This window comes from Bacillus sp. EKM202B (assembly GCF_011066025.1).
GTDB lineage: Bacteria > Bacillota > Bacilli > Bacillales > Bacillaceae_G > Bacillus_A > Bacillus_A toyonensis.
Genome location: NZ_JAAMNK010000008.1, coordinates 93,834 through 108,918, shown reverse-complemented (window position 1 = coordinate 108,918; position 15,085 = coordinate 93,834). Strand labels below are relative to the sequence as shown.

13 protein-coding genes, 1 pseudogene and 1 riboswitch are annotated in these 15,085 nt (G+C 33.0%); of the genes and pseudogenes, 12 read left to right on the top strand and 2 right to left on the bottom strand.

Annotated elements, in window-relative coordinates; all coding sequences use genetic code 11:
* Positions 1-75 precede the first annotated feature (75 nt).
* From G9F74_RS12685 to G9F74_RS12655, 7 genes are all read left to right on the top strand, one after another.
* Complete coding sequence (locus tag G9F74_RS12685; RefSeq protein ID WP_016108505.1) at positions 76-1,317, top strand: esterase/lipase family protein; 1,242 nt, start codon at positions 76-78, stop codon at positions 1,315-1,317.
* 87 nt (positions 1,318-1,404) lie between these two features.
* Positions 1,405-2,430: a homoserine dehydrogenase gene (locus G9F74_RS12680; RefSeq protein ID WP_016108506.1), complete on the top strand. Its 1,026-nt coding sequence runs from the start codon at positions 1,405-1,407 to the stop codon at positions 2,428-2,430.
* A gap of 227 nt (positions 2,431-2,657) precedes the next feature.
* Positions 2,658-4,106 (top strand): MocR-like pyridoxine biosynthesis transcription factor PdxR, encoded by a 1,449-nt coding sequence (gene pdxR / locus G9F74_RS12675; protein WP_016108507.1) that lies wholly within the window; start codon positions 2,658-2,660, stop codon positions 4,104-4,106.
* A 4-nt stretch (positions 4,107-4,110) separates the two neighbouring features.
* Complete coding sequence (ddlB, locus tag G9F74_RS12670) at positions 4,111-5,025, top strand: D-alanine--D-alanine ligase (protein WP_002038752.1); 915 nt, start codon at positions 4,111-4,113, stop codon at positions 5,023-5,025.
* A gap of 73 nt (positions 5,026-5,098) precedes the next feature.
* Positions 5,099-5,204, top strand: a riboswitch (TPP riboswitch).
* Between the two features lie 127 nt (positions 5,205-5,331).
* Positions 5,332-6,021 (top strand): thiaminase II, encoded by a 690-nt coding sequence (tenA, locus tag G9F74_RS12665; RefSeq protein ID WP_000144532.1) that lies wholly within the window; start codon positions 5,332-5,334, stop codon positions 6,019-6,021.
* A gap of 651 nt (positions 6,022-6,672) precedes the next feature.
* Positions 6,673-6,996 carry a heterocycloanthracin/sonorensin family bacteriocin gene (locus G9F74_RS12660; protein WP_016108508.1) on the top strand — a complete coding sequence of 108 codons (324 nt, stop codon included), beginning with the start codon at positions 6,673-6,675 and terminating at the stop codon, positions 6,994-6,996.
* Positions 6,997-7,797: 801 nt separating this feature from the next.
* Positions 7,798-8,130, top strand: coding sequence for a DUF898 family protein (locus G9F74_RS12655; RefSeq protein WP_016108509.1), 333 nt, complete (start codon positions 7,798-7,800; stop codon positions 8,128-8,130).
* Between the two features lie 611 nt (positions 8,131-8,741).
* Here G9F74_RS12655 and G9F74_RS12650 read toward each other — a convergent pair.
* Positions 8,742-9,881 carry an Ig-like domain-containing protein gene (locus G9F74_RS12650; RefSeq protein WP_016108510.1) on the bottom strand — a complete coding sequence of 380 codons (1,140 nt, stop codon included), beginning with the start codon at positions 9,879-9,881 and terminating at the stop codon, positions 8,742-8,744.
* A gap of 205 nt (positions 9,882-10,086) precedes the next feature.
* On the opposite strand from G9F74_RS12650, the gene G9F74_RS12645 reads away from it, so the two are divergent.
* Positions 10,087-10,467 (top strand): hypothetical protein, encoded by a 381-nt coding sequence (locus G9F74_RS12645; RefSeq protein ID WP_016108511.1) that lies wholly within the window; start codon positions 10,087-10,089, stop codon positions 10,465-10,467.
* Positions 10,468-10,782: 315 nt separating this feature from the next.
* Here the strand turns inward: G9F74_RS12645 and G9F74_RS12640 are convergent, their stop codons facing one another.
* Positions 10,783-11,088, bottom strand: coding sequence for a WGxxGxxG family protein (locus G9F74_RS12640; RefSeq protein WP_016108512.1), 306 nt, complete (start codon positions 11,086-11,088; stop codon positions 10,783-10,785).
* A 642-nt stretch (positions 11,089-11,730) separates the two neighbouring features.
* On the opposite strand from G9F74_RS12640, the gene G9F74_RS12635 reads away from it, so the two are divergent.
* The 4 genes and pseudogenes from G9F74_RS12635 (at position 11,731) to G9F74_RS12620 (ending at position 15,085) form a co-directional block, all read left to right on the top strand.
* Positions 11,731-11,898 (top strand): hypothetical protein, encoded by a 168-nt coding sequence (locus G9F74_RS12635; RefSeq protein WP_001293571.1) that lies wholly within the window; start codon positions 11,731-11,733, stop codon positions 11,896-11,898.
* A gap of 62 nt (positions 11,899-11,960) precedes the next feature.
* Positions 11,961-12,197, top strand: a complete 237-nt coding sequence (locus G9F74_RS12630; RefSeq protein WP_000368156.1) for a hypothetical protein — start codon at positions 11,961-11,963, stop codon at positions 12,195-12,197.
* Between the two features lie 13 nt (positions 12,198-12,210).
* Positions 12,211-12,330: pseudogene (locus tag G9F74_RS12625) on the top strand (HNH endonuclease); the annotation flags it as partial.
* 364 nt (positions 12,331-12,694) lie between these two features.
* Positions 12,695-15,085: an RNaseH domain-containing protein gene (locus G9F74_RS12620; RefSeq protein WP_016108513.1), complete on the top strand. Its 2,391-nt coding sequence runs from the start codon at positions 12,695-12,697 to the stop codon at positions 15,083-15,085.

Genomic DNA, 15,085 nt, shown 5'->3' with positions numbered 1-15,085 from the left:
TATGTGTAAGTTAAAAACTGAATGTGTCAATATTTTTCACGGAAAAATGAAAGCGTTTAATTAGGGGGAGAAAGTATGGGAAAGTTATTTTTAAAAGTATGTTTTTTCACATTAGTGACTGTTTGTTCATTCATAGCGAAAACAACTTACGCTGAAGAGAGGCAACAAAATAATTATCCTATCATTTTAGTGAATGGATTTGCTGGATGGGGTAGGGAAGAAATGTTAGGGGTAAAATATTGGGGTGGTGTTCATGATATACAGGAAGATTTAAAAAGAAATGGCTATACAGTACATACGGCTGCTGTTGGTCCTGTTTCTAGTAACTGGGACCGTGCATGTGAATTATATGCACAAATTAACGGTGGAATTGTAGACTATGGTGCGGCACACGCTGAGAAACATGGACATAATCGTTTTGGTAGAACTTATAGTGGATTTGCACCAAATTGGAGTGAAACAAATAAAGTTCATTTAGTTGGGCATAGCATGGGTGGACAAACGACAAGAACATTAGTGCAGTTATTAAAAGAAGGCAGTTATGAAGAAAAAGACTATGTGAAAAATCATCCGAACGCAAAGATATCACCACTATTTGAAGGCGGTAAATCGTATGTTCATAGTGTTACAACTTTAGCAACTCCTCATAATGGCACAACACTCGCGGACGGAAGTCTTCTATTGCCGTTCGTTAAAGATTTACTCATTACAGCTGCGAGTTTAGGAGGAAACAATAATTTATCATTATATGATTTTAAATTGGACCAATGGGGTATGAAAAAAAATGCTGGAGAGTCCTTCTTCCAATATACTGATCGGATTTTAAATAGTTCAATTTGGGAAAATACAAAAGATATTAGTCAATGGGATTTAAGTACTGATGGAGCAAGGGAGTTAAATAGTTGGGTAAAGACGCAATCGGATGTGTATTACTTATCGTATAGTGGACATGCATCACAAGCAGCACCTATAACCGGTTTACAACTACCTCATATTACAATGAACAAAGTGTTAATGGGGAATGCATTTTTCTTAGGTTCCTATGCAAGATTTGAAGAAAATCGCCCATTAATTGATACATATTGGTGGCAAAATGACGGTGTAGTAAATACAAATTCTATGATTGCGCCTTCAACTAGTATTGCTGTAAATAATAATGAGTTTTTACAGGTTGGAAAATGGAATCATATTGAAACGAAAGAAAATTGGGATCATTTAGATATGGTAGGACTAAGCGTTTCAGACACGTTAGGTTTTTCTAATATTCAAGAGTTTTATAGAACAGTTGCAGAAAAGTTATCACGGTTACCGCAATAGTTAATAATAAAGCGCTCTCGATGGAATTCGGGAGCGCTTTATATTATATTGAAAGAGGGATATGGAAGAAAAATATGGGGGGATATTATGAAAATACAAGTTGTTTTATCAGGATACGGGACAGTAGGAAGAGAGTTTATAAAATTGGTAAACGAAAAATATTTATATATATACGAAACATATGGAATCCATTTAGTTGTAAGTGGCGTATTAGGTAGAAATATTGCAATACATAATGAGGAAGGTTTGCCTATTCATCATTTATTAATGTATGGTAGCGGTACTGCATCAATTGAAAAGTATATAGAACATCACCCGAAAGACCGTGCAACAAGTGGGATAAGTGGTACTGTATTGGTAGAATCAACAGTTACAAATCTTAAAGATGGAAATCCGGGAAAAAAATATATAAAACAAGCGATTGAGAAACATATGGATATTGTTGCAATTTCAAAAGGTGCACTCGTTACTAACTGGAGAGAAATAAAGGCAGCAGCAAAAGAAGCGAATGTACGAATTCGCTATAGTGGCGCAACTGCTGCAGCACTACCGACATTAGATATTGGACAATTTAGTTTGGCTGGCTGCAATATTGAAAAAATAGAAGGAATATTAAACGGGACAACTAATTATATTCTTACAAAAATGTATGAAGAAGATGTTACGTTTGAAGAAGCACTGAAAGAAGCGCAAAATAAAGGAATTGCTGAGACGAACCCAATATTAGATGTAAGTGGTTCGGATAGTGCGTGTAAATTATTACTTTTGGCAAACAGCTTGATGGGTGTTGAGAATATGCTTACTGATATGCATATAAAAGGAATCGAAAATGTTACAAAACAACAAATTCGACATGCTAAGGAACAAAACAATTATATTAAATTAATAGCTTCAGCATATAAGGATATGGATGGTAAAGTGAATCTTAATGTAGAACCGCTTGAAATAGAAAAAGACCATCCACTAGCAAAAGTAAATGGAACTGAAAAAGGAATAACATTCTTTACAGATACAATGGGACAAGTTACTACAATTGGTGGAGCTTCTAATCCACGCGGAGCCGCAGCAGCTGCTTTAAAAGATGTAATTAACTTATATCGTAGAGATTTATAGAAGTAAAACTCACACCTTCAAAATTCGGATGGAGAAAAAAAGTTAGGTGGGAGCCTTTTTGCCCATATATGTCCGATTCGGGCTAAAAATCGGTGGGGGATGAATAAAATTCCCACGGATTAAAGTTTCACTTTATAAGACCGTACCGCTGTTAATAAAAAATACATATGTAGTGGACCTTTTGAGAATGAAATAAATATGCAAAAATAATTGCAGGGGGTAAGAAATTGTTTAAAGATTTTAAAGTTGTAAAAGATCGTCCCGTTTATATTCAATTAAAGGATTATTTTAAAAAGATGATTATGAAAGGGCATTTGCTCGGTGATCAAAAGATCCCATCAACAAGGGAACTGAGTGAATTATTATCAGTGAGCAGAAATACAGTACTCTCTGCTTATGCGGATTTAGAACAAGAAGGACTCATTTATGCAGTAAAAGGAAAAGGGAATTTCGTTGCGAAGGTGGATATATCTAACACCTCGTCTGTTGAAATAGATTGGAAAAATAAACTGAATACAGTTACCACATTAGCGGATGAATTAGACTTAATGAAGCATGGAGTTCGCTGGGAAAAAGGAATGGTTGTTTTTAATAGTATAGCCCCGGACGAAAAGCTATTTGATGTTGAAAATTTCAAAAGAGCTTTTCTTACTCGTATGTCCATTGAAGGGGATATCGTATTGAACTACGGATATGCAAAAGGTTACCGTCCGTTAATGAAATATCTACTTCATTACATGGAAATGAAAGGTGTAGATATTTCGAACAAAGATATTTTAATTACAAATGGATTTACAGAAGGATTAGATATTGTACTATCTTCCTTAGCAAAAAAATCAGGGCGTGTGATTTGTGAGAATCCAACTCACCATGCTGCATTGAAACTTTTTCGCTTACATGGACTTGAAGTTCATGGGATAGATATAAATGATGATGGTATTGATACGACTCAAGTAGAAAAAAGTTTACGTGAAAAGGATTTTGATTTTGCGTATTTAATTCCTTCTTATCATAATCCAACTGGTATTGTTACAAGTTCGGAGAAAAGAACGGAATTGATGAGGTTATTTTCGAAATATAAGGTTCCTATTATAGAGGACGGATTTAATGAAGAATTACGTTATTCAGGTTCACATTTATCGCCACTATTAACTTTTGCTGGGGCTGGTAATAATGTGATTTATATTAGTAGCTTTTCGAAGGTACTTTTCCCTGGTTTACGTGTAGGGTGGATTATTGCCGATAAAGAACTGATTCATTATTTAGAAAGTGTTAAAAGAGCAAGAACCATTCACACATCTACGTTAGATCAAGCTGTTTTGTTTCAATATTTACATGAAGGATATTTTGAAAAATATTTAAAAAAGGCAAGATCTGTTTACAAGAAAAAATATGAGTTAGCCGTTGGGGCTTGCAATCAGTATATTCCGTTTAAAAGGATGACTGGAGATGGCGGACTTCATTTGTTTATAGAGTTGGAAGAGAAAATTCACGCTCGCACACTTTTACAAAAGTGTTATGAGAAAGGTGTAACGTTTTCTCCTGGAGATGTTTTTTATTCTGATGGAGGGGGAGCGAATACATTCCGCTTAGGTTTTTCACGTTTGAAGGAGAAAGAAATAGTTAGTGGGATTCAAATAATTGGTGAAACTTTAAAAAATGAAACTTGGAGTTGAGAAAATGAGAATTGGCGTTATTATGGGAGGAGTATCCTCTGAAAAACAAGTATCAATTATGACTGGAAATGAAATGATTGCACATTTAGATAAAAATAAGTATGAAATCGTTCCAATTACGTTAAATGAAAAAATGGATTTAATTGAAAAAGCGAAAGACATTGATTTTGCATTGCTAGCATTACACGGAAAATACGGAGAAGATGGTACGGTTCAAGGGACGCTTGAGAGTTTAGGTATTCCATATAGTGGAAGCAATATGTTATCTAGCGGTATATGTATGGATAAAAATATTTCGAAAAAGATTTTGCGTTATGAAGGAGTAGAAACACCAGATTGGATTGAACTTACAAAAATGGCGGATCTAAAGCTTGATGATTTAGATAAGTTAGGATTTCCGTTAGTGGTAAAACCAAACTCTGGCGGCTCGAGTGTTGGCGTAAAGATCGTCAATGATAAAAATGAATTGATCTCAATGCTGGAAACTGTATTCGAATGGGATTCTGAAGTAGTAATTGAGAAGTATATAAAAGGTGACGAGATTACTTGTTCAATTTTTGATGGTAAACATTTACCTATCGTTTCAATTCGACATGCAGCTGAGTTTTTTGACTACAATGCAAAATACGATGATGTTAGTACAATTGAAGAAGTTATTGAACTTCCAACTGAAATTAAGGAACGTGTAAATAAAGCGTCATTGGCTTGTTATAAAGCATTAAAATGTAGTGTTTATGCAAGGGTTGATATGATGGTGAAGGACGGAATTCCATATGTAATGGAGGTTAATACATTACCAGGGATGACCCAATCAAGTTTACTGCCAAAAAGTGCAGATGCCGCGGGGATTAATTATAGTAAACTATTAGATATGATAATTGAAACTTCATTAAGAGTGAGGAAAGAAGAAGGTTTTTAAGATAATTATACAATTAAAACTTTTGATAGTTCCACGAAGTATGCTATGATAATTACAATACGACAACTAAATATTTATCCACTAGGGGGGCCTTTTGTAGGCTGAGATCAAACATAATTTTGAGACTCTTAGTACCTGATCTGGTTAATACCAGCGTAGGGAAGTGGGAAGACGATTATATTTAAAGAATACATTAATATTGTCTATTTCACTTTCTTTACGCCTGTAAAGAAAGTTTTTTTTGTTTTACAGATTTAATAACTGTGGATAAATACATATATTTTATACATTATTGGAGGAATTTAAATGACTTTTTCACAAACATTACGTAAAGAAGTAGATTCTATTTGGGAGGCAAGTTTTCATCATCCTTTTGTAAAAAAACTTGGTGAAGGTACGTTAGATTTGGCAAGTTTTCGTTATTACGTACTTCAAGATTCATATTATTTAAGTCATTTTGCTAGAGTACAAACTTTAGGAGCTGCAAAGGCTCTTGAATTAGAAACGACAGCTCGCATGGCACACCATGCTCAAAATACATACGAGGCAGAATTATCATTACATGAGAATTTCGCAAAGAAATTAGGAATTACGGAAGAAGAAAAAGGTCATTTTATCCCTGCCCCAACTGCATATGCGTATACTTCACATATGTACCGTGCGGCGTATGAAGGGCATTTAGGGGATATTATCGCAGCAATTTTACCTTGCTACTGGCTATATTATGAAATTGGTGAACGTTTAAAAGAATGTCAGCCAGAAGAGCCGATTTATAAAGAGTGGATTTCTGCTTATGGATCTGATTGGTTCCGTACTTTAGTTGAAGAGCAAATTACACGATTAGATACTATCGCTGAACAAGTGACAGAGTCTGATCGGAAGCGTATGAAACAGCATTTCATTATTAGTAGTCAATATGAATATTCATTTTGGGAAATGGCTTATACATTAGAAAAATGGCCAGTGGATACAGAAGTAAAAGATGTAATTGGATAAAGAGTAGAGGTATTGTTATACATATGTATGGATAATACCTCTTTATATGATTTCAAAAAAGGGGTATCGCAAAAAAGACGTATCAATCTAAGTGCGTCTTTTTTTCAATTTTCTTCAATTAGCAATTTCATGGAGAGCTTGCTGGAAAAGTAGAATGAAAAGTCCTAATCAGGGCTTTTTTTTGTAGGAATTTCTTAACCGTCATTGAATCCTGTCACTAGTAGGTGTTTTGACGCTACGACGGACTAGATCGATTATTCGGCTAGTGAAGTATATAAAAAAGTTAGGAATATCTGAAGGTGCTCTCAGAAAGTATATGGAAGTGTTATAACGAGAGGCATTTACAGTACAGAAAAATCTAAGCGGCATACGGGAATACATAGGATACGGCATCATGGTTATTGAGAAATGAATTGAACTTAGTAAGCATGAAGATATGACGCAAGAATTCACATTTTATAATTTCTATTTATAAAAATGAGCCCATAGTAAAAATAGGTATATGAACAAGGTGCATTGTCTAGTGATAGGTCATATTTTAAAGGTGTACGCATTGAACTTAGTTTATACCGCTATTTCTACTTAGATTTAACGAACAGAAATATAGGAAAGCATCGATGAGGTTAAAGTTTATAAACGGAGGTCATGAAAATGAATAAGTTTCAACAAGAACTACAAGCGTTAAGCCTTAATAATTACCAGTCTGGAAATATTGTGTATTGGGACCAGCAAAACCAATATCCATACTACTATTTTGAAGATGCTGCTCGTCGCTGTGGCGGTTGCGGTCGTTGTGGCGGTTGTGGCGGTCGTTGTGGTGGTGGTGGATTCCGTTGTGGTGGATTCCGTTGTATTGGTTGCTTTGGTTGTTTTGGTTGTGGTGGCTGTGGCGGTTGTGGTGGTTGTTCTAATTGTTTTAATGGTTTTAATGGTACCACTGATACTACTGGTACTATTGTAACATATGAATATTGATAAGAGAAAAAAGGAATCTACTTTGTAAAGCGTTATACAATTTTATAAAAGAGATAAATCAAAACAGACGTAGCATCTTTTAATTTAGAGAAATAATTTATCCAACCTTTTATAAACATTGTGACTTTATTTCAAATCAAAAATCGAATGTTTTTTATGTTCAATACCCTTGACGCAATCTTTGACTTTCGTAAGTAGATTTATTGCACCAGAACCAAAAAGAAGAGCTGCTATCAGCCCTTCTTTCTCTTTTCATATTTCTTACATAATTAAACTTAATCACAAATAAATTCTTACAACCTTATACACTTTTACAACCAAGACTAACAATCCACTTCCAATAAGAACAAAACCAATTAAAATATTTACGTTTCTGGAGTAAACATCCTGATCCAAAAAGAATTTTAAAAAATCCAATACATAATCTTTTCTCCCCGCATCTTTTACGATCTTTTGCTGTTATATCTGAGTTTCTACTCATCCTCTTAATTGATATGAACTTTGTGAAAGTCAGTATGATTGATGGAAATGAGCGTAATTTTAAAATATATTTATTCGGATTAACAAATTTAATAATCTATTTTTATTACTATTGATTAATTTTGGAACGTAACAAAACTACGTAACTGTATGTATAAAATGCACTGCTCTAGTATACAAAATTGAGAACATGGAATAAGGTTTTTTGTTTCTACAAGGTATTTTTATTTTACTGTATATTACGATTTATAGACTGTAAATCATTTTATTGTGATATAATTTGTTTTTGTCATTATGAATATATATGTTAGGAGTTTTTTTATGGAAATCGGTTCTGAATTAAAAAATGGTCGCCACTCATTTTTCGATGGTGGATTATTCAGCTTTATTGGTTGGAATATTCTCGGTGTACTTATTACAGTTTGTACCCTTGGAATTTGTTATCCTTGGGCTTTATGTATGGTTTACGGTTGGAAAATAAATCATACAGTAGTTAACGGGCACCGTATGAAATTCAATGGTTCTGCTGTTGGCTTGTTTGGTAATTGGATAAAATGGTTGTTCTTATCAATTATCACTCTAGGAATCTACTCATTTTGGGTTTTTATTAAACTTGAAGACTGGAAAGTAAAAAATACTACATTTATCAATTAAAAAACATTAGCTTTATAATACCAGTCTATAATGACTGGTATTTTTATTTATGGCATGAAAAACGCAAATATAGATAAATAGCCCATGCCCATCAACTTAAGAAATTGGTTGTTCCCCAAAACACACTAAATTCTCACAAATAACTGTTGTAGTGATATGAATTTTTCGTTTTGAGGATGCTTTAAAATATTGTCTTGATGGCATGGGATAGTACCAACAATATACGGATTTTACAGTATATGAAAAATTTAAAAAAGAAAAGATAATTTCTTATACGTTAAGGAAGCGTCGATTTATTAATTACTTCTTTAAGTGATGATTTTCGTCATAATGGTAGTGAGAGCGATGTGTAATAGAAGAGATACAGTGAAGTTTTTTAATAGAAAAAATTAAAAAAAGTGCTAATAAGTTTGCAAACGAACTTGCTCACATCTATACAGAATAGACACAAATTCTCGCTGGTATGTCGTCTTTGAAAATACTTTTCAATTTCCTACAAGATTAAACTGAGGAGGAGCACACACTATTAGGGGGAGCTCCAGCATTTTTGAAAAAAAAAGACTCGACCGTTTTTTGGTCAAGCCCTGTATTAAATTACAAGCTATTTCCCTTTAAGCACCAGGAATATTTGGAACTAAATTCTGAACGATTTTGATAAGATTATTTGTGATATCTTGTTGTTGAGATGTAAGTGTATCGGATCCATCAGTAAATACTGTAACGCAGATTGGACAAGCTTCGATATGAATTCCCAATAGATTAATAGCTAGACCACCTGGTATATCTACAGTAAGAATCGATGTGGAACCTTCAGGAGGAGTACAAGTCTCACAGTTAGTTTCAAGAGCCATAGAGTTACCTTCTTTCTTGATAGAGTTAATATATAAATATGTTCGAAGATACTCAAAGGACACAGGTATTTGTACAAGCCTCGAAAATTGTGTTAGTGACTCAGATTTACCCCCAATGAACTCAAATCCTTCAGGAGATGTTACAATTATTGGATTATTATCTGTATCGTGTACAATAAAAATCCCACCAATCTTGACGAATTCATCAATGATTCCTCCTGGTTGCATCATTTCCATGACGTCCAGATTAGTAATATTCCCTTGAATTCCGATCCAAACACACCAGTAATCCGCTGCCAGTTGTTTACCTGTAGTGTATTGATCTTTGATAATTGATGGAGATATTTGCACAACAGTATATTGAGTGAGTGACCAAAGTTGTTTGGCGAAATCATAGGAAGCAACATCATTCTCAAGCAGTAAGACGCCCTTACCAAAAACGAAAGTTCTACTAGGACAATTCATACTGGTTGTCTCAGTCGTAGAAACTGTTTTATTTATATCCAACGTATAATCATTGAATCCCTTTAAATTTGTCATTTGAACCACTGGTTCAGTAACCGTGAGACAACTATCCGAGCTCATGATTCCGTCTAATCTTGCAAAAATTTGAGCTTCCCCAGTATTAATTGCTGTAGTCAAACCTTTTGTTTCTTCCTCATTTGAAACTATTGCACTTGAAAGATTGCTAGAGTACCACTCTACAAGTTTTGTAATGTCCCTAGTTGATTTGTCAGAATACGTACCTGTCGCAGTAAACTGATGGCTTGAACTTGAACAAAGAGATAAAGTCTTAGGATCTATCTTGATGGAAACCAAGACAGATATTCTTTTTTCGTAACATTCTTTCTCTTTTGGGATAAACAGAATAGGAGGGTTAAATTGATTGGAAGTGTTCATTTGTGTTAGCCTCACTTTCTTTATCATACATTTAATCAATATATGTTACCAAGGAATTTAGCGAAAGGGGCAGTTACACACAATATAAGATATGGGTAAGTAAAGGGAGCTTTTTACTATAAAATAATAAGCGAATGATAATATTAATTAAAATGAACCCATTGGCTACTAGGTTAATACGATGTAACGGGAAGGAGATGAAAAAATGAATAATGGTCATTATGAATACAAAAATTCTTTTCATCAGTATTATCCAAACGAGTCTTATCCTTTTGTAATGGACAACAGAAATATAGATATGAGTAGAGGAGTAAGGCCACAACAATGGCAACAACTACAACAATGGCAACAGCAACAGCAACAACAGCAACAACCACAACAACAATATAAGTGTCAATGTGATGGGAAAGAAGCTCTTTGCGTTTCAATTCCAGTTCCAATTACAGTTGTTCTTTTGGGTACGAAACTCCAAGTTGAATTACCGTGTATTAGAATAACTTCCGAAGAAGATATTACACCAGTATTGAAAAAGTTGATAAAGTCCCTTGGTGGTTTTCTTGGCGGTTCAGGTAGCTCTTCGTCTTAAAAATACAACTTTACTTATTTATTCGGATAATAACAGCGTTTGTTTAAGCGAGGCGAAGTAGATTTGAATAGCAATAAGCAACTTTTGTGTCATTTGAACTATAACTATACACTTTGGCAAGGTTATGGTTGTTTTTAATTTTGGCAAAATAACGCTTCTTATTAAAATTTTCGGCCAACTTATGAGTAAAGTGACAGCATTATTGATTTTAAAAAATAAAAAAATCGCCTTACTAAAGGCGATTTATAATTTATTCATTTTGCATTCTTTTGATGATACATAAATATTTTTTAAAATTAAATGCAATGTTCCACATTAATGTGTTTCTGGATCTTTGTCTTTTTTTCTAAGACCAAATAATCCTAGAAGTCCCAATAAACCAAGCCAAGTCCAATTATTATTTTTATTACGATTATCATTTAAATCATTTGTCGTATTTACATTTCGAGTTCTCACATCATTATTAACTCTATTCGTGTTATAGTCATTAACTCGAGTTGTAATATTATTATCGTTAACTCTATTCGTATTATATCCATCGTATTCAGCATGGACGCTTGTACCAAAAACCGTAATAGTTAGTAAAAGGGCACCTAAAATAGATGAAAGTTTTTTCTTCATGATTTTCCCTCCTTTCGTATTTAATAATGTCTCCAGTTCCTTTAGACAATATTCGGTTGAAAATATATAAAACCATGTACATGTTCTACAATCAGATCAAGCATAATACCTAAATAAATTTCAATCGATTCTTTATGGCTGTTGTATTAAAGTAGTCTAGGGAAATAAAGGTTATTAGCGAATTAAAATAAGTGGCAGATTCATGACTGCTTTTTGGCAGTAAATGTGCCGGTTGTTTTGAAATCAAAGTGATATATTTGTATTGTGAGAAATGACGGAAAACATTGCTCGCAAAATTCCTTATAACTGAAAATGGATCGTCATAACCGGTGGCGATGGGTGTAGATTGGATGAACAGTTGTTTCTTGTTTTCACATTCAATTGCAATTCACGTTGTGTAAACGGAGAAGGTCTTTTGCTCTTCTTCCAGGGACTTAATAATGTTTGTGTAGATAAATGTAAACAACATTAGGTGGTTGGAAGAAGAATAAAACTTCATTTACCGGATTTATAGTTATCAAATTACTATGAAAGGGAAGTTGGTGCACAGTTGCCCTTTCATAATGAAAAAATAGTATATTACCTTTCTTAATGTACATATTAAGTAAAGTGTTTAATATCACACATAAAAGGCGGGGTAATATGAGTGAAAATAAGAAGAATGAAGAATTGAATAAGATAAAGAAGTATTATTTTAATGAGGATAATCAACCAGTAGCTGGTATAGAGTTAACTTTGCCGCCTGATATAGGAAGCATGTTAGACCCGAAATCAGTTAATGATGAAAGTAAAGATATTGATAATGAATAAGTTTAATTTAAGCATCCATTCGGGTGCTTTTTATTATGTAAAAAGATAAGGGCTGAGGGTAGATGGATAACGATTTACAAAATAAGATTGATGTACTCGGTCTTCAAGCTGTGGATGAAACAGCTTATAACAAAGATCTAAAACCCCATGAGGAAACATACAAGCGAGCGAAGATAGATATTAATCGTTTTAAAAATTACAAACTGTATGGTGGGGAACACATGCTTTATTCTATTGAATATATCGAACGAACTCCAATAGAAGAGTTATTAAAGCTCATAAGGCTAATGCAATATTGATAGGTAAAGGATAATGAAAGAATACAAAACCAAACAACAGAAGCGTAAGTTTTATGACAGTGGTGAATAGAAAAGTACACGTGAACAAGTGAAGAAGCGTGATAACTATGCATGCCAAGAGTGCAAGCGCAACGATTAGTAGCAACGGTATTATCTCAACCACCACCTTTAGATGGACAAAAAACCGCTCAAGTGGGAACTTTAGTACGGAGAGCCTTCCTTTTTTATATTTGTTTTTTGTAAAATTATTGTAAATCATAAATACATTATATAACTATATATTATATAATGTGTACGTAATATATTTGAGATGTTAGGGGTGATGTATTCGATAATTACGTGTAACTTTTAAAAGTATTATTGTAATAACGTATCATTGTAATAAATTGTTTTAAATTCTTCTTTTAGACTTTTAATTTTAAATTGTTTAGATTCAGTAATTGGTGTTTCTCGTTTTTTGATAATCAAGATAAATGAAGAGAGGAAGTACTCAATACATGGAAAAATTACGGTTATTAACATTTAAAAATATAGTAGAGCCACTTTTAAAGGAACATGTATCATTTATATATTTTCCTATTGAATGGCTAGACATTGTAGAGATACATTATAAGACATTTTTATTAACTAGTAAGTTAAAGCGTTTAAATGAAAGATTGTATGATATGTTTTCTGATATATTGTTTATTCAGCATAATCCGTATGTATTAAATGAAAATACGCCATGGATTGTGTCAAAAGAACCAATTAGGCAAGAACAACTTGATTATATATTTCAAAGTTGGTATGAGGTCATTCATGATTGGAAACCGAATCAATTAATGGAACCGCCAAAATATGAATGGCATGACGATTTGATTTCGAATGTAACAGTATTACATGATAGTGAAACGTTTTCTAAATGGGTACCCGCATTAATTTCACATGTTTTTTGTGTACAACCTATACGAATTGAGAATAAAAATGAAGAAATCTATTTTTCTCCACTTCGATCACAAAATATTTGTGAGGCAATGTCAGAGCCGATTAAAGATGAAAAAACACAAGACTTTTTCGCCTATGTATACCGATTTGAATGTATAACTCGTGGTGGTGAGAATATTCCATTATTAAAGGTTACAGTAGGTATTCGGAGATTCTACCAAGAATATAACCATCCCGATATCCCTTTACTTTTGCGACGAAAACGAGGCATGATATTGATTTCTACTTCAGAATTTGCATCAGATAATAAAAAAATGCGGTTTGTAAAGTTAAAAGTACAACAAGCTACAAACGGTATGAAATGGATTAAGTTATTTAGAACATTAAAAGATGATTTTCAAATAGATGGAGAAATTGAATTAGACCATATTATCCAATATCCGAAAGATTATATTGTCGGAACAAACAGAAGAGTATTACTTCCGTATAATGAGAGAATATATAAAGTGCAAGGTACTAAAAAAAAGCTAGGTATAAAAGTAAAGGAGAAAGGATATCTATTTAAAGAATTTCAGCGGAAATTCTCACATTTCACATTACTGCCAGAATGCAAAAGGGTAGCAACAAATAATGAAAATGAATTATTTCCTTTAGTTGCACCAAAAGGATTAGAGACCATAACATTAGAAATTTGGTCCGAAAATATAGTATTGGAAATAGAACAAGCATTATTTGATAGTGAAATAGTTTTAGCTAAAATAGGAGAAACATCTTATGTAGTAAATGCAGATTCACCAGTATTATTAAAGATTGTAAGATTTAATATGGAAAAAGTGTTACAAAATCCATATAAAATGCAGTATTGCCAAAAATATAAAACAAATCTTGTAGATGATGTTGTAAAAGCAGTTCATGCTACGGCAGGTAAGCGAAGTGATACGACGTTAGCATTAATTGCAATGAAGAAGTGTGATGGAAGAGAGAAGATTGATCCGAAACAAATTATTCGTGAAGGGTTTGCACGAACAAAACGTATTTCAACATTTATTAATTTATTTATAGGTCAAAGTGTATCTCGTGAAACAATTGTAACTAGTATTTTTAATTTATTAGAACAAAAAGGATTTTTGAAAGGCAATTGGAATAAGAGGAATTTACCTTGTACATATGTCAATTTATCAGTTGAACGAATCTCGAAGTTTGATTTCTTACCTATTATTTCAAAAATAAAAGGTAAAGAAATATCATATAAATTATATGGGGATACGGAGTCGGAGTGGCAACCGATCGACTATATGTTATTACAAATAAATAAACATAATGTATTTTTACCACAACCATCAAAAAGAAATGATGTGGGTGCCCGTTTTAAGGAATTTGTATCTGAAACATTAATGGGAATGTTACAACATGCGCAAAAGGAAAATGAACAAGTTTATTTCATTGTAGATGCGAATTTGAGAAAATATTGGATTAAAGAGTTGCAAAATGAAAAAATTAATATAGATATTGCACCTGAGATTATTCCAGATATATTAAAGGTTCCGAATTTAAACGTTATAAGAATAAATACTGCTTTTGATGTACCAAGCTTTGTTGTAATAGATCGTGAAAATGATATGGATAGAACTGGATTATATGCGGATCAAACAGGGATGTATTATAGCACTGGTGAATATCGATTAAATTGTAGTGACACAATTCAACAATATATACTTGAAATTCTACCATTAGGTGTAAAACATGTAGAAAGGGAATATATCGCTAAAATGATACATTTCATGTGTTGTAATTCAAGTATACTTCCGGAAAAAAATGTGCATATGCCATATTCTATGCATATGGCTAAAGTAATAAAGAGTTATGCCACTGATATAGATGCAAGAGAGTTTAAAGAATTCGATGATGAATTAGATGTTGATGTAATAAAGAGAGAAAAGAAAGATTCAATAGTGCTAATTTAA

What these genes read in the sequence shown, in the direction of transcription:
- G9F74_RS12685 (WP_016108505.1), top strand. Translation starts at nt 76, where the DNA reads ATGGGAAAGTTATTTTTAAAAGTATGTTTTTTCACATTAGTGACTGTT.
- G9F74_RS12680 (WP_016108506.1), top strand. Translation starts at nt 1,405, where the DNA reads ATGAAAATACAAGTTGTTTTATCAGGATACGGGACAGTAGGAAGAGAG.
- ddlB (WP_002038752.1), top strand. Translation starts at nt 4,111, where the DNA reads ATGAGAATTGGCGTTATTATGGGAGGAGTATCCTCTGAAAAACAAGTA.
- tenA (WP_000144532.1), top strand. Translation starts at nt 5,332, where the DNA reads ATGACTTTTTCACAAACATTACGTAAAGAAGTAGATTCTATTTGGGAG.
- G9F74_RS12660 (WP_016108508.1), top strand. Translation starts at nt 6,673, where the DNA reads ATGAATAAGTTTCAACAAGAACTACAAGCGTTAAGCCTTAATAATTAC.
- G9F74_RS12655 (WP_016108509.1), top strand. Translation starts at nt 7,798, where the DNA reads ATGGAAATCGGTTCTGAATTAAAAAATGGTCGCCACTCATTTTTCGAT.
- G9F74_RS12650 (WP_016108510.1), bottom strand. Translation starts at nt 9,881, where the DNA reads ATGAACACTTCCAATCAATTTAACCCTCCTATTCTGTTTATCCCAAAA.
- G9F74_RS12645 (WP_016108511.1), top strand. Translation starts at nt 10,087, where the DNA reads ATGAATAATGGTCATTATGAATACAAAAATTCTTTTCATCAGTATTAT.
- G9F74_RS12640 (WP_016108512.1), bottom strand. Translation starts at nt 11,088, where the DNA reads ATGAAGAAAAAACTTTCATCTATTTTAGGTGCCCTTTTACTAACTATT.
- G9F74_RS12635 (WP_001293571.1), top strand. Translation starts at nt 11,731, where the DNA reads ATGAGTGAAAATAAGAAGAATGAAGAATTGAATAAGATAAAGAAGTAT.
- G9F74_RS12630 (WP_000368156.1), top strand. Translation starts at nt 11,961, where the DNA reads ATGGATAACGATTTACAAAATAAGATTGATGTACTCGGTCTTCAAGCT.
- G9F74_RS12620 (WP_016108513.1), top strand. Translation starts at nt 12,695, where the DNA reads ATGGAAAAATTACGGTTATTAACATTTAAAAATATAGTAGAGCCACTT.